Genomic DNA, 14,024 nt, shown 5'->3' with positions numbered 1-14,024 from the left:
AGCACAGCATGATCCACTCGCATTGGATCATGCAGCCACCGGTCAATCCGGTCGACTTAGGAGAGTATAATGGCAAATTATGATGTCATCGTAATCGGCGCCGGCCCCGGCGGCTATGTCTGCGCCATCCGCTGCGCCCAGCTGGGCCTGAAAACCGCTGTTGTCGAAGGGCGTGAAACGCTGGGCGGCACTTGCCTGAACGTGGGCTGTATTCCGTCCAAAGCGCTGCTACATGCCAGCCATCAGCTGCATGAGGCTGAACATAACTTTGCCAAGATGGGTCTGAAGGGCAAAAGCCCCTCGGTCGACTGGAAACAGATGCAGGCCTACAAAGAAGAGACCATCGAAGGGAACACCAAGGGCATCGAGTTTCTGTTCAAGAAGAACAAGATCGACTGGCTCAAAGGTTGGGGCTCGATCCCTGCGGCCGGTCAGGTTAAGGTGGGGGACGAGGTTCACTCGGCCAAGAACATCATCATCGCCTCGGGGTCCGAGCCTTCCTCGCTGTCGGGTGTTGAGGTGGATGAGAAGGTCGTCGTAACCTCGACCGGTGCGCTGTCGCTGGGCAAGATCCCGAAAAAGATGGTCGTCATCGGTGCCGGTGTGATCGGGTTGGAGCTAGGCTCGGTCTATCAGCGTTTGGGAGCTGAGGTCACGGTGATCGAATTCCTCGATGTGATCACCCCGGGCATGGATCCCGAGGTGCAGAAGACCTTCCAGCGTATCCTCAAGAAACAGGGGCTGAAGTTCGTCATGGGTGCGGCGGTGCAAAAGACCGAAGCCACCAAGACCAAGGCCAAGGTGACCTATAAGCTGCGCAAGGATGACAGCGAACACGTGATCGACGCGGATACTGTGCTGGTTGCGACCGGGCGCGCACCGTTCTCGGACGGGTTGGGGCTGGACGCACTGGGTGTTGAAATGACCCCGCGCGGTCAGATCAAGGTAGGCGCCGACTGGCAGACCAATGTGCCGGGCATCTATGCCATCGGTGACGTCACCGAAGGCCCGATGCTGGCCCACAAGGCCGAAGACGAAGGCATGGCAGCTGCCGAGCAGGTTGCCGGCAAGCATGGCCACGTGAACTATGGCGTCATCCCGGGTGTGATCTACACTTGGCCCGAAGTGGCCAATGTGGGCGAAACTGAAGAGACGCTGAAAGCGCAGGGCCGCAACTACAAGGTCGGCAAGTTCATGTTCATGGGCAACGGCCGCGCCAAGGCGAACTTTGCCGCCGATGGGTTTGTGAAAATACTGGCCGATAAGGACACAGACCGCATCCTGGGCTGCCACATCATCGGCCCGGCAGCGGGTGATCTGATCCACGAGGTTTGTGTGGCGATGGAGTTCGGCGCGTCAGCCGAAGATCTGGCCCTAACCTGCCACGCCCACCCGACCTATTCGGAAGCGGTGCGTGAAGCTGCGCTGGCTTGTGGCGACGGTCCGATCCACTCCTAAGTCAGCAATGAACCGACCGGAGTTCGCGAGGCTCTGCCTCGCGCTCCGGGACATTTTAGGGTCAGATGAAAAAGTCGGACCCCTGTTACCACATCGTTTTCGATGCGCGTGCCGCCCATTCCGAATCGTAGCTTTCGCCACCTTCCTCACCCTGGCTGGCCTCGGCCAGAATTGCGCCAGTGCTGGGCAGGTCGGCGGAGTTATCACCCGAGGTCCAGATCGCGGCCCGCATTAACGCACGGGCGCATTGCGTGTAGATCTCGTTGATTTCGATAACGATAACCGTCGCTGGTTGTTTGCGGTGTTTCGCAAACCGGGCACGCAGGTCAGCGTCCGCTGTCAACCGAGCCGTTCCATTCACGCGCACAACGTTGTTGGACCCCGGCACCAGAAACATCAATGACACACGCGGATCACGCACAATATTGCGCAAAGAATCCAACCGGTTGTTGCCGCGCCAATCCGGAAGCGCCAGTGTATTCGGATCAAGTTCCAGCACCGCAGGACCCTCGTCACCCCGGGGACTGCCGTCGACGCCTTCCGGCCCTACCGTGCTGAGAATGCACAACCGCGAGGTCATGATCCATTTGCGATAAAGCGGCGTCAGGCTGTGTACCACCTTCCGCAATGAGGGCGCACCGGGTGCTCTGCGGTAAATCCCTTCGAGCGTTTCGATATCCTTAACGAACTCCATCCGGATCAAACCCCACTTCTTTCATCAATGCATTGGACCGCGTTTCAATCTCGTCCTCCAATCGACCAAGGAACGTATTGCGTGCGACACCCGGCTCGATCGGATCAAGAAAATCGACAATCGCCAGCCCCGGTTTGCGCAGAACGCCCGTGCGTGGCCAGAATACACCGGCATTCGTCGCCACAGGGACACAGGGAAAGCCTAGCCCCTCATACAGAACCGCTGTACCCACCTTGTAGGGTTTCTGGATTCCGGGGGCAACGCGCGTACCTTGTGGGTAAATCACCAGCTGACCGGGTTCTGTAAACTCTTTGGCGACGTCTTTGACCATCTTGGCCACGGCCGCGCCCTTTTTGCCGCGATCCACCGGGATACACCCCAGACGCCGGGCGTACATGCCGATGACCGGAGTCCACAGCAGCTCTTTCTTCATGATGAATTTGCCGTGGGGAATGGCATCGAAAATGATGATGATGTCGAGAAAGGACTGGTGCTTGGCGCCAATCACCACCTCGTCCACCGGCACCGTGCCGCGTACCTCGGATCGAATGCCAACCATCCAGCGCGCCAGCCACAGGGTTGTGCGGGCGTAGGTCTTGCAAGCCCGCAGCGCGCCGCGCTTGTTGAACAAGGCAAAGGGGGCAAACACGATGCCCAGGATCAGCATCCAGGCATAAATCACGATCATGAAGATCAAAGAGCGAACCCATTGAAACACTGTGGCCATCACGAAAGCTCCTTCAATTTGCGGCTGGCGGCGGTCCAAGTGGCCAGGAAGGCAACAGTTGCGCCCAATACGGGGATCAGAGCAGGCAGCAACCAGCCCACCCCCTGATAACCCAGACCAGTCAGAAATCCGCCCTCGTCCGAGGCTTCAGGCAGTAACAGCACCCCGGCCATGCCCAGCAGCACCCCGACAACCGCGCCAAAGAACGCCCGATAGGTAAAGCGCCGGACAAAGGCGCGGGCGATAAATCGATCACGAGCCCCGACCAGACGCAGCACTTCGATGATCTGCGCGTTTGCCGCCAGCGAGGCATTGGCTGCCAGTGTGATCATGGCCGCCGTTGCGCCACCAATCAGCAGAATCGAAACCCATCCGAGCCGGCGCAGCGACATGGCCGCATCGACCAGCGGTTCGCGCCAGCGGGTATGGTCGTCCAGCACAGCGCCCGGTACCTCGGCCCCCAGCCGCAATCGCAGGCCGGTCGCGTCCAGGCCCGGATCGCCTTCGATGATCTCGATCAGTTGCGGCACAGGCAAAGTGTCAAGCGGCAAGTCCGGACCGAACCATGGTGACAACAGCGCCGCCTGTTCCTCGGTCGTGAGTGCCCGGGCTGACGCAACGCCGGGTGTTTGGGTCAACACGGTCAGCGCAGCTTCTGTCTGGGCGGCAAGCTGGTCGGCGGGGGCGTTGATGCGCAGGGTCGCCGCGCCGGCCAGTTCGGTTGCCCAACGGTCGGCCAGCCGCCCGGATGCCAGCGACAACGCCAGTGCAAACACGGCCAGAAAAGCCATCGCACCTGATACGAACAGAGTCAGATGCGCGGTGTAACCAGTCGGTGGCACCACCCGGTCGGCGCGCGCATCCCGTTGCAACAGGTTCCGGATCATCGCCTTGCTCATAGATCTGCCCCCGCAAGCTGAACCTGACGTTGCGAGATCCGCAGCACCCGCGCCTGCACCTGGCTTTTGGCCGCACGGATCAGGCTCAGGTCATGGGTGGCAATTAGTACGGTCTTGCCCATCTTGTTCAGCTCAACCAGCAAGCGCAACAAACGCTGCGACATCTCCCAGTCCACATTGCCGGTAGGCTCATCTGCCAGTACCACATCAGGCGACAGGATCACCGCACGGGCCAACGCAGCACGCTGGCGTTCACCACCCGACAGTTCGGGCGGATGCGCGCCCAGCCGCGAACCCAGACCTACCCAGGTCAGCAAATCGGTCAGATCGTCTTGCAGCGCGGCTTCGGAACGCCCCGACACCATTAGTGGCAGGGAAACGTTCTCGGCCACGGTCATATGATCCAGAAACCGACAATCCTGATGCACGACGCCAACCCGGCGCCGCAGCAGGGCCATCTGGTCGCGGTCCAGTTGGGCCACGTCCTGTTCAAACGCGCTCAGCCGTCCAGACGTGGGCAGAAGCGCACCGTAACAAAGCTTGAGCAAGGTGGTCTTACCCGCGCCCGACGGGCCGGTCAGAAAGTGAAACGAGCCCGGCTGCAGCCGCAGGGACACGTTACTCAGCAATTCACCACCACCATAGGTGTAGCTGACATTTTCCAGCTCGATCACAGGGGCCCCCGTTCTAATTGCCGCTCTTCTTGCCCGAGCGCGGTTGTGGTTTCAATGCCTGCACCGGGTCGAATTGGTGACATTTATGTTGCGAAACCGAAAACACCCTTTGCGGTCAGGTCTTAACGGAATATCATCCTTGAAAAAACTACTATCAGGTCGAAGTCCCGACCAGGAGGCAGCATGCGTCTTACTTGTCCGAATTGCAGTGCCCAATATGAGGTGCCAGACGAGGTCATCCCGGAAGAAGGCCGCGATGTTCAGTGTTCGAATTGTGAAAACACCTGGTTCCAGGCCAAGTATCCGGATCAAGCCGCGCCCGCTGCAGCCACGCCCACGGTAGAAGAGCCTCAGGCCGAGGAAACTACTGCAGAAGCTACTTCCACACCGGTGGAACAAGCTTTTGCCACTGACGTTAAAGTGGAGACCAGACCAGAGCCTGCGCCGGAACCAGAATCCACACCCGAGCCCGAAGAACCTGCGGCAACCGGTAATGTCGACCCTGCAGTTGCCAGCATCCTCAAGGAGGAAGCTGCCCGCGAGGCCGACCTGCGCGCCCAGGAAGGCGGCAGTATTGAAACCCAACCCGATCTGGCTCTGGATACCCCTCCGGAACCTGATCCCGAACGTGCCGTCAAGGAACTGACAGCCACTGAAACTGCTGAAGATGCGGGTCAGAAAGACGCTTTGCCGGATGTTGAGGCGATCAATTCCAGCCTGCGCAGCGATGACATCATGGGAACAGACGAAGAGCCTGCGCCTCGCAAATCGGGCGGTTTTGTGCGCGGGTTTGCTCTGATCCTGATTATTGGCATCATCCTGTTGCTGGTCTATGGCAACGCCCAGAAAATTAGCGAGGCGGTACCACAGGCAGAGCCAATCCTGGATCCCTATGTGTCATTGGTAGATCAGGCGAGGCTTTGGCTCGAGTCGCAGACCTCGGGAACAGCTCAGAACTGATCCGGTTGCCGGGCAGTCCTAGAACCGCTCCAACAGCCGCTTGAGGTATTCCAGTTCGATCTGAGGGCGGTCCGGTTCGCCGGTACGGCGACGGATTTCGTCCAGCAATTCACGCGCGCGGCGATAGACATCTTCACCCTGCAACAAGCTGTCATCGGTCGAGATAGACCCGTTTGCGCCCGGGCTGCGGCCCAGTGGATCACGGCTGTTGGCCTGCATATCGCCTTCTTGCGCCCCCTGACCCGGTTGGTTCTGCTGGTTCTGGGCCAATGCCTCACCTAAGGACCGCATGCCTTCGCGCAGGGCTTCCATCGCCTCAGACTGGCTATCGATCGCGTCGGCCAGATCATCATTGCGCAGCGCATTCTCGGCCTCATCCATGGCCCGGCCTGCGCGGCCCAGCGCATCGCGCGCGGCTTCGCCCTCGGGTGTACCGGCACCGGGCAGGTTCTGCTGTTGGCGGCCCAATTCATCACGTAGGGCCTGCTGGCGATCGGCCAGTGATCCTTGACCCTGCTCGCTGCCGCCTTGCTGGTCCGAACCCCGACCACCCTGACCTTCATGGCTCTGCCCCCGGCCCTGACCGCCGTTGCGGCCTTCGTTGCCTTGGCTTTCACCGGCCTGCGCGCCGGGGTTGAACTGTTCCTGCAAGTCACGGAATGCCTGATCGCTGAGCCCCTGCTGTTCGCGCAGAGTTTCGGCCAACCCTTCCATGGCCTGTTCACCCTCGGATTGCTGGCCCTGACCCTGGCCCTGGGTGATGCGCATGTTCTCCATCATCCGCTGGAACTCTTCCAGCGCCTGCTGCGCCTCAGCCATGCGGCCCTGTTCCATCAGTTCTTGAATGCGATCCATCATCCGCTGCAGATCATCCTGCGTCATCTGCAGGGCTTCGTCGTTCTGCCCTTGCTGGTTCTGGTTAAACTCACCGTTTTCTTGTGCCAGTCGCTGCAACTGACGCATGTAATCCTGCGTCGCCTCACGCAGCTCTTGCATCAATTCGGCGATTTCCTCATCGGTGGCACCGTTCTTCATCGCCTCGGACAGACGCTCCTGCGCCCGACGCATGCGTTCCAGCGCGTCGGCCAGCGTGCCCTCTTCGATGATGATCGCCAGATCCCATAGGGCCTGAGCAATCTCTTCCTGTTGTTCGGACGTCAGCCCATAGTCGTTGAACATTTCCAACCGCCGCAGGGTCACGCGCAGGCGCAGATATGCGGTATCGGACCGGAAGAACCCTTCGGGCAGATGCGAAACCGCGCGCAGAAGCTGTGACACCCGGGGCGCGTTTTCCCGCGACCACAAAAGGTCGCGCCGTTGTTCGATCATCGCCGCGGCCAGCGGATCGAAAAAGCGCCGTGCAGGCAAGTTGGTCTGATAGGGTTCAGAGTGACCTTCCTGATCAGCTGCATCCCGCGCTGTCAGAGTAATCTTGACCGGCAAATGCGCCCAGGGGTGCTGCGAGAAATCCTCGATCAGGTCTTCGTTGAAATCCATCCGATCACCGGTGATTGGCATCGGCAGCTCAACTTCGATCTCTTCGCGTGGTTCCGGCGCAGTGGTCAGACCATAACGGCGGCTGACCTCGGGCAGGTCCAGCGCGATCACAGCCGATCCGGAAACCACGCCATAGTCATCCGAGGCGGCAAACAGCAATTTCATGCGTCCGCCCGCCTCGGCCTCGGCATCTTCGGCCACAGAGATCTTTGGCGACCTATCCGCAACGACATTCACGGCCCAATCGCGACCTGCCGGGCCATCAATCGTCAACCGACCCGAACGGGTGGCGACAAAATCCTGTTCCGGTTCAGACGCGCCTTCGGCACCTAAGGGGGATGTCGTCTCGGTCAGACTATGGTCACCGACCTCACCATAAAAGCGCAACGTGATGCGGCTGCCTTGCGGCACAGTCAGCGCCGGGTCGAGCTGGTCCGCCAAGTAAAGCGTCGGCAACCCGGTATAGCGCGGCGGCTCCACCCAGCCTTCCCAGCTGGGGCCCTGCCCGGCTACAGCTGCGCCTGGCGTCATTTCGGCCACGGAGCTAATGCGCCAGAACGATCCGAAAAGGCCCGCGATAACCAGCGCCAGCAAGGCAGAGTATCGCAGTGCATACGGGTCGCGGTCAGCCAACCGCAAGTCAGGTTTGACCGGCTCTGCCTGCGCGGCGCGTTGCGCCATGCGCCTCTGGTGCGCTTGCCACAGAGCCACCGAATCCGCGTCCTTCGCCCCAATTGCCTGATCGTCCATCAGCGCCTGAATCGGGCGCCCCGGTAGGGACGCATCCAACCGCATCAACGCTTCGGCCCGGCTGGGCAGGTGGAATCGCCTGACACCCCAGACCAAAGCCCCAACCAGTGCGATCAGCGACCCTGCACTCACAGCCCATACCACTTCGACTCGAACGTGATCCTGCAACCCCAGCATCAAAACGGCCAGAATCGCCATCAGAATCGAGAAAAAAGGCCAAAAGGCACGCCAAACCTGCTCGGCCAGCATCCCTGCGTGCGTCAGCCACAAGGACAGTCTTGGAATCGGCAGGTTATGTCTTGCGGTCAAGGCAGGCCTCCTGAGCGGGCCCGCGCGGTTATCGCGTCAAAGCCACTCAGGTATGGTATCGCGGTTTATGATTTCGTCAAAGCTTGGCCGTTCACGAATAACTGCAAATTGATCCCCATGCACCAGAACCTCGGGGATCAGGGGGCGGGTATTGTATTCGCTGGCCATCACCGCGCCATAAGCGCCGGCACTGCGAAAGGCGACCAGATCGCCCGGCGCCAGCGGCGGCATGTTGCGCTGTTTGGCAAAGGTGTCGCCGGTTTCACATACAGGGCCGACGATATCATAGGGCTGCTGCTCGACCCCCGGCGTAGGTTCTTGAACGGCGACGATATCGTGATGGGCTTCATACATCGCGGGACGTATCAGGTCATTCATGGCCCCGTCGAGGATCAGGAAATCGCGGCCCTCGCCGGATTTCACATAAATGACCTTGCTGATCATCAACCCGGCATTGCCCGCGATCAGGCGGCCGGGCTCAATCTCAATCTCACAGCCCAGATGGCCCAGCGTTTTCTTGATCAGCGCGCCATATTCCACCGGCAAGGGTGGCGCGTCATTGGCACGTGTATAGGGAATGCCCAATCCACCGCCCAGATCGAGACGGCGAATATTGTGGCCTTCAGCGCGCAGTTGCTCGGTCAGTTCGGCGACCTTGGTATAGGCCAGCTCAAACGGTTCAAGCTCGGTCAGTTGAGAACCGATATGAACGTCGATGCCGATCACCTCCAACCCCGGCAGGGTGGCCGCATGGGCATAGACCTCAGAAGCGCGGGCGATCGGAATGCCGAACTTGTTTTCGGACTTACCTGTCGCGATTTTGGCATGCGTCTTGGCGTCAACGTCCGGGTTGACCCGCACAGTGATTGGTGCGACTACGCCCAGTTCCAGCGCGACGGCGTTGATCACTTCCATTTCGGGCTCGGATTCGACGTTGAACTGGCGGATGCCACCAGTCAGCGCGATGCGGATCTCTTCAGCAGTTTTGCCAACGCCCGAGAACACGATCTTGTCGCCCGGTACACCTGCCGCCTTTGCGCGCAGGTATTCGCCGCCCGAGACCACATCCATCCCCGCGCCCGCCTGCGCCAGCGTCTTCAGGATTGCCTGATTGCTTGCGGCCTTCATCGCATAGCAGACAAGATGCTCGGTCCCGTCCAACGCATCGTCGAACAGCTGGAAATGCCGCAGCAAAGTCGCGGTCGAGTAGACGTAAAACGGGGTTCCGACCGCGGCAGCGATTTCGGAAATCGGGACATCCTCGGCGTAAAGCGCGCCGTCGCGGTAGAGAAAGTGATCCATACCTGCGCGCTTAGACCAAAACCGCCGGGTGGATCAATGGATTCCACGCATCCGGCGGTCTTCAGTTAATTGGTAACCGAAACGCCAACCCGACCGTAACCCGAGATCGATACACCAGAACTGCCCGAATTCGTCTCGGGTTCGGGGCGAGAGTTGTGCGAAGGTTCGCAGGCCGCAAGAACAGCAAGGGTCAAAATCAGGCCGAAAATTTTCATGTTGTCATCTTTGTCCAGGGAGTTCGGCATCAGGCCGGTCATGCGTGAAACATGGGCATACCGCAGGTGAAATGCAATTACCTCAGAGGGTTAAACCCCCAGAAAAACGCCCAATCCACCGCGCCGAAAGCCAACGCCGCCACCAACATGGGTGCCGCTGCTTCCAACGCCGACATTAGCGCTCATCGTGGGGTGGATCGGCTCGCCATCGGCACCGCAAGCGGCCAAGGCAAACCCGGCCGCAATCAACAGGACCACACGAAGTATATGCATCATACCAGCGCCTTCCATCGCTTGACCTGGGCACGCACCTGATCTGGTGCGGTGCCGCCATAGGACTGACGAGAGTTTACCGAATTTTGGACGGTGAGGACAGAATAGACATCATCACTGATATCCGCATGGACCGATTGCATGTCCTCCAGCCTCAGGTCAGGCAGGTCGCAGCCTTTGCTTTCGGCCATGGCCACCAGCGATCCGGTCACATGGTGAGCGTCGCGGAACGGCAGGCCCAATACACGAACCAGCCAGTCGGCAAGGTCGGTCGCCGTGGAAAAGCCCGATCCTGCTGCGGCGGCGAGGCCGTCGCGGTTGGCAGTCATGTCCTTGACCATGCCTTCCATCGCCGCCAGCGCCAGCATCCAGTTGTCTGCGGCATCAAAGACCTGCTCTTTGTCTTCTTGCATGTCCTTGGAATAGGCCAGCGGCAGGCCTTTCATCACCATCATCAGCGCGGTATTCGCGCCGTAAATGCGGCCCACTTTGGCGCGGATCAACTCGGCCGCATCTGGATTTTTCTTCTGCGGCATGATCGACGACCCGGTCGAGAACCGATCGGACAAGGTGACAAATCGAAACTGAGCCGAGGACCAGATCACCAGTTCTTCGGCAAAGCGCGACAGGTGAACGGCGCAGATCGAGGCGGTCGACAGGAATTCCAGCGCAAAGTCGCGGTCGCTGACGGCGTCCAGCGAGTTAGCGGAGGGGCGGTCGAAGCCCAGCGCCTCGGCTGTCATCTGGCGATCGATAGGAAACGACGTTCCAGCCAGCGCAGCCGCCCCCAGCGGGGATTCGTTCATACGCGCACGCGCATTGCGGACGCGGCTCAGATCACGGCCAAACATCTCAACATAGGCCATCATGTGGTGGCCCCATGTCACCGGCTGCGCGGTTTGCAGATGGGTAAAGCCCGGCATGACCCAATCAGCCCCGGCCTCGGCCTGTGCCAAAAGCGCGCGGATCAGGGCCAACAGGCCCGATTCCGCCGCATCCAACTGATCGCGCACCCACAGTTTGAAATCGGTCGCAACCTGGTCATTCCGGCTGCGGCCTGTGTGCAAACGACCTGCGGGCTCTCCGATTACCTCTTTCAGACGCGCTTCGACATTCATGTGGATGTCTTCCAGTGCGGTCGAGAACTGAAATTCTCCGTTCTGAATTTCTGACAAAACGGTGAGCAGCCCTTCCCGAATAGCCTGCGCATCACTATCAGTTATTACGCCTGTGGCAGCCAGCATGGCGGCATGGGCGCGCGAGCCTGCGATGTCCTGGGCTGCCATCCGCTGATCGAACCCGATCGAGGCATTGATTGCCTCCATGATCGCGTCTGGACCGGCGGCAAAGCGGCCGCCCCACATCTGGTTCGAAGATTGATCGGTCATGTAAGAAAACCCGGAGTTGATATGCGCCTATTTCGTCTGATCCCCCTTTATATGGCCCTCGCGCTGGGTGCAAACGCCGCTTTGGCGACAGATGCCGAAACGCTTGGCCCGCTGCGTGATGGAACACTGAAACGCCTGATCCTGCACAAAGAGCCCAAGCCCGCAAAAACAATCGAGTTTCAGCTGGAAGATGATGGCGGAGTTGGAACGCTTGAGGATTACGCCGGCAAATATGTTCTGGTGAACTTCTGGGCCACGTGGTGTGCGCCCTGCCGCAAAGAGATGCCGCAGATTGCCGAGCTGCAAGAAGAGTTCGGCGGTGACAAGTTTGAGGTTCTGACCCTTGCCACCGGGCGCAACTCACCTGCTGGAATCAAGAAGTTCTTCGAGGAAAACGGCATCAACAACCTGCCGCGCCATCAGGATCCCGGTTCAGCCGCTGCGCGCGAGTTTGGCGTTGTGGCGCTGCCGATCACGGTCATCCTGAACCCCGAAGGCCAGGAAATCGCCCGACTGATCGGCGATGCGGAATGGAATTCCGACAGCGCAAAGGCGATTATCGCGACGCTGGTGGGCGCTGAAAGCTAAGCAGAACACATAAGAAAACTGCGAATCGTGCTATTCTCCCAACTTTAATCGGTGGGAGAATAGCTATGAAATCAATTGCCATCCTGGCCGCGGCAGTCAGTGTTCTGTGTATTGCGGCGACTACAGCAGACGCCAAAGACATCAAAAAGCAGCAGCAATTCATGGACACAATCGTGGGCAAGAAGTTGGTAAGCGGGGGATCTTGGCTTGTCGTCGAGGCAGACGGCACGATTCAGGGGGAAACCGCCAAAAAAGGAAAAATCAAAGGTGCTTGGGTTTGGAACAAAAGGTATTTTTGCCGAAATGTTTTTGTTGGAACCAACCAACTTCCCGAGGATTGTCAGAAAGTTACAATCGACGGCAATCAAGTAACCTTCACGCGCGATAAAGGAAAAGGTGAGGCCGTGCCTATGACCATTTCCAACTAGACAGAAAACACTGCATTTTTATGTGCTAGAGTGGAACCGGTCCCTTTGGGCCGGTTTTTCTGTTGGTTACCAGTGAAAGGAGGCGACAATGAAACCAGTGGTTCTGCTGATCGGACGCTTGCCAAACGTGATCGGTGACGTGGCGCGACAACTGGATCACATGCCGATCCAATGGCTGGGCGCGCATGATCAGGAGGAGGTCCGGCGGCAATTGGACGCTGAACCTCGGATTGTCTGTGCAATCATGGGCGCGGGGCTCGATGACAAGATCCGCGGAGAGATGGTCGGCATCATCGCTGCGCGCAGGCCAGATATCTGCATCCACCTGAAAGACAGGGCCTCGGGGCCCGATGGGCTGGTGCCCTTTGTCCAACGCGTGGTTCAGCACGAGATCCTGGACACGCTCGAAACAGGCTGACGCGACGCTACCTTTGACAGCATCATGACCGCTCTGCACTCTGTCGGGCGGGAGGAACGCATGCCGCTTGAAATACTTCTGCTTCTGGTGGCCGGGGGCATCATCGGGATCACCGTGATGCTGCACCTGTCAGGACGGTCGCGCGTGCGTGAACTGACGCCCCAAAATGCACGTTCGGAATGGCTGCGCCACGCGCCTGACGACGTGATCATCGACATTACAATCGCTCATGACAAGCGGTCGGCCCTTGTCCGGACCGAAACCGGCAACGGGCTGCTGTGGTCCTTTGGCGCCGATACAGTGGCGCGTCACCTGCTGGATTTTGACTGGATCGAACACCCCGAGGGGTTCGAAGTGCAGTTCCACGATTTCGGCACACCCAAAGCCCTCATCCGCCTTGACGATTTCGAACGCCCGCACTGGCAAAACCTGATGGACCCCGCATGACCGACCAAGTGAGCTTTCCCGATGCCGTGCAATGGGCGGTGCCCTTTTTCATTGCCGCCATTCTGGCCGAGTTCCTGTGGATCGCTTTCAAGGGAAAGGGCGGACGGTATGAGACGCGGGATGCCGTGACATCGTTGATCATGGGCGCGGGAAATATCGCCTCGGGGTTGCTGCTTGGGTTCATCGCCTATGGCTTTTTCATGTGGCTGTGGCAGATCACGCCGCTGAATCTGGGCACCTCGATCCCGGTGATCATTCTGTGTTTTGTGCTAGACGACCTGCGCTATTACTGGGTGCATCGCTTTGGCCATCGTATTCGCTGGGTTTGGGCCAGCCACGTGAACCACCACAGCTCGCAGCATTACAACCTGACCACTGCGTTGCGGCAGACATGGACCTATACGTTCACCTTTATGATGGTGGTCCGCGCGCCACTGATCCTACTGGGGTTCCACCCGGCTATGGTGCTGTTCTGCGGCGGGCTGAACCTGATTTACCAGTTCTGGATTCACACCGAGGCGATACACAAGATGCCCCGCTGGTTCGAGGCGGTGATGAATACGCCCAGCCATCACCGCGCCCATCATGGTCGCAACGCCCGCTATCTGGATTGTAACTATGCCGGGGTTTTCATCATCTGGGACAAGCTGTTCGGAACCTTTGTGCCCGAACAGAGGGACGACCGTGTCGATTACGGGCTGGTGCATAATATCGGCACGTTCAACCCGCTGCGCGTGGCGTTTCACGAATGGGTTGGTATCTGGCGCGACGTAACGCAACCGGGGCTGACCCTGCGCGAGCGGCTGGCTTATTGCTTTGCGCCGCCAGGCTACAGCCATGACGGCAGCCGCGAAAGCTCGGACCAAATCAAAGCCCGGCATCTGGCGCGCCATCCGGAAGACCGTGGAACGCCCGGTTTCGAGCAATTCGAGACCATAGCGCCTAATACACAGGCAAAACAGGCTTAAATCCGCCGGTTCACTTCTCGGTTTTCTTG

Annotated in this window: 16 protein-coding genes; 7 read left to right on the top strand and 9 right to left on the bottom strand. The window is 59.3% G+C overall.

Features of this window, described 5'->3' with window-relative positions; translation table 11 throughout:
* Positions 1 to 69 precede the first annotated feature (69 nt).
* A complete protein-coding gene (gene lpdA, locus ACR0DT_RS14635) occupies positions 70 to 1,458 on the top strand; it encodes a dihydrolipoyl dehydrogenase (protein WP_480711456.1) in 1,389 nt (462 codons plus the stop codon).
* A gap of 85 nt (positions 1,459 to 1,543) precedes the next feature.
* On the opposite strand, the gene ACR0DT_RS14630 is transcribed toward lpdA, so the two are convergent.
* Genes ACR0DT_RS14630 through ACR0DT_RS14615 form a run of 4 tightly spaced genes read right to left on the bottom strand, consistent with a single transcriptional unit; the run spans position 1,544 to position 4,452 of the window.
* Positions 1,544 to 2,152: a pyridoxamine 5'-phosphate oxidase family protein gene (locus ACR0DT_RS14630; protein ID WP_480711455.1), complete on the bottom strand. Its 609-nt coding sequence runs from the start codon at positions 2,150 to 2,152 to the stop codon at positions 1,544 to 1,546.
* Complete coding sequence (locus tag ACR0DT_RS14625; protein WP_480711454.1) at positions 2,139 to 2,879, bottom strand: lysophospholipid acyltransferase family protein; 741 nt, start codon at positions 2,877 to 2,879, stop codon at positions 2,139 to 2,141. The genes ACR0DT_RS14630 and ACR0DT_RS14625 overlap by 14 nt, the downstream gene beginning before the upstream one ends.
* On the bottom strand, positions 2,879 to 3,778 hold the full coding sequence (locus ACR0DT_RS14620; RefSeq protein ID WP_480711453.1) for a cell division protein FtsX: 900 nt from the start codon (positions 3,776 to 3,778) through the stop codon (positions 2,879 to 2,881). Before ACR0DT_RS14620 ends, ACR0DT_RS14625 begins: the two co-directional genes overlap by 1 nt.
* A complete protein-coding gene (locus tag ACR0DT_RS14615) occupies positions 3,775 to 4,452 on the bottom strand; it encodes a cell division ATP-binding protein FtsE (protein WP_480711452.1) in 678 nt (225 codons plus the stop codon). The genes ACR0DT_RS14620 and ACR0DT_RS14615 overlap by 4 nt, the downstream gene beginning before the upstream one ends.
* A 183-nt stretch (positions 4,453 to 4,635) precedes the next feature.
* Here ACR0DT_RS14615 and ACR0DT_RS14610 point away from each other — a divergent pair, with 183 nt between their 5' ends.
* Positions 4,636 to 5,412, top strand: coding sequence for a zinc-ribbon domain-containing protein (locus ACR0DT_RS14610; protein WP_480711451.1), 777 nt, complete (start codon positions 4,636 to 4,638; stop codon positions 5,410 to 5,412).
* Between the two features lie 18 nt (positions 5,413 to 5,430).
* Here ACR0DT_RS14610 and ACR0DT_RS14605 read toward each other — a convergent pair whose 3' ends face one another.
* The 5 genes from ACR0DT_RS14605 to argH form a co-directional block, all read right to left on the bottom strand.
* Positions 5,431 to 7,968: a TIGR02302 family protein gene (locus tag ACR0DT_RS14605; RefSeq protein ID WP_480711450.1), complete on the bottom strand. Its 2,538-nt coding sequence runs from the start codon at positions 7,966 to 7,968 to the stop codon at positions 5,431 to 5,433.
* Between the two features lie 36 nt (positions 7,969 to 8,004).
* Positions 8,005 to 9,270, bottom strand: coding sequence for a diaminopimelate decarboxylase (lysA, locus tag ACR0DT_RS14600; RefSeq protein ID WP_480711449.1), 1,266 nt, complete (start codon positions 9,268 to 9,270; stop codon positions 8,005 to 8,007).
* A gap of 65 nt (positions 9,271 to 9,335) precedes the next feature.
* The gene (locus tag ACR0DT_RS14595) at positions 9,336 to 9,515 is read right to left on the bottom strand and encodes a hypothetical protein (RefSeq protein WP_480711448.1); all 180 of its coding nucleotides are present in this window, start codon (positions 9,513 to 9,515) and stop codon (positions 9,336 to 9,338) included.
* 60 nt (positions 9,516 to 9,575) lie between these two features.
* Positions 9,576 to 9,761, bottom strand: a complete 186-nt coding sequence (locus tag ACR0DT_RS14590) for an argininosuccinate lyase (protein ID WP_480711447.1) — start codon at positions 9,759 to 9,761, stop codon at positions 9,576 to 9,578.
* Positions 9,758 to 11,146: an argininosuccinate lyase gene (argH, locus tag ACR0DT_RS14585; protein ID WP_480711446.1), complete on the bottom strand. Its 1,389-nt coding sequence runs from the start codon at positions 11,144 to 11,146 to the stop codon at positions 9,758 to 9,760. Before argH ends, ACR0DT_RS14590 begins: the two co-directional genes overlap by 4 nt.
* A gap of 21 nt (positions 11,147 to 11,167) precedes the next feature.
* Between argH and ACR0DT_RS14580 the strand changes: the two genes are divergently transcribed.
* The 5 genes from ACR0DT_RS14580 to ACR0DT_RS14560 all read left to right on the top strand — a co-directional run bounded on the left by ACR0DT_RS14580 (position 11,168) and on the right by ACR0DT_RS14560 (position 13,995).
* Positions 11,168 to 11,734: a TlpA disulfide reductase family protein gene (locus tag ACR0DT_RS14580; RefSeq protein ID WP_480711445.1), complete on the top strand. Its 567-nt coding sequence runs from the start codon at positions 11,168 to 11,170 to the stop codon at positions 11,732 to 11,734.
* Between the two features lie 65 nt (positions 11,735 to 11,799).
* A complete protein-coding gene (locus ACR0DT_RS14575) occupies positions 11,800 to 12,162 on the top strand; it encodes a hypothetical protein (RefSeq protein ID WP_480711444.1) in 363 nt (120 codons plus the stop codon).
* A gap of 88 nt (positions 12,163 to 12,250) precedes the next feature.
* Positions 12,251 to 12,580 carry a hypothetical protein gene (locus ACR0DT_RS14570; protein WP_480711443.1) on the top strand — a complete coding sequence of 110 codons (330 nt, stop codon included), beginning with the start codon at positions 12,251 to 12,253 and terminating at the stop codon, positions 12,578 to 12,580.
* Positions 12,581 to 12,604: 24 nt separating this feature from the next.
* Positions 12,605 to 13,027 (top strand): hypothetical protein, encoded by a 423-nt coding sequence (locus ACR0DT_RS14565; RefSeq protein ID WP_480711442.1) that lies wholly within the window; start codon positions 12,605 to 12,607, stop codon positions 13,025 to 13,027.
* Positions 13,024 to 13,995, top strand: a complete 972-nt coding sequence (locus tag ACR0DT_RS14560) for a sterol desaturase family protein (RefSeq protein WP_480711441.1) — start codon at positions 13,024 to 13,026, stop codon at positions 13,993 to 13,995. Before ACR0DT_RS14565 ends, ACR0DT_RS14560 begins: the two co-directional genes overlap by 4 nt.
* Positions 13,996 to 14,024: the final 29 nt, after the last annotated feature.

Source organism: Ruegeria sp. BI11 (assembly GCF_056538005.1).
This window is presented reverse-complemented; position numbering and strand designations above follow the sequence as displayed.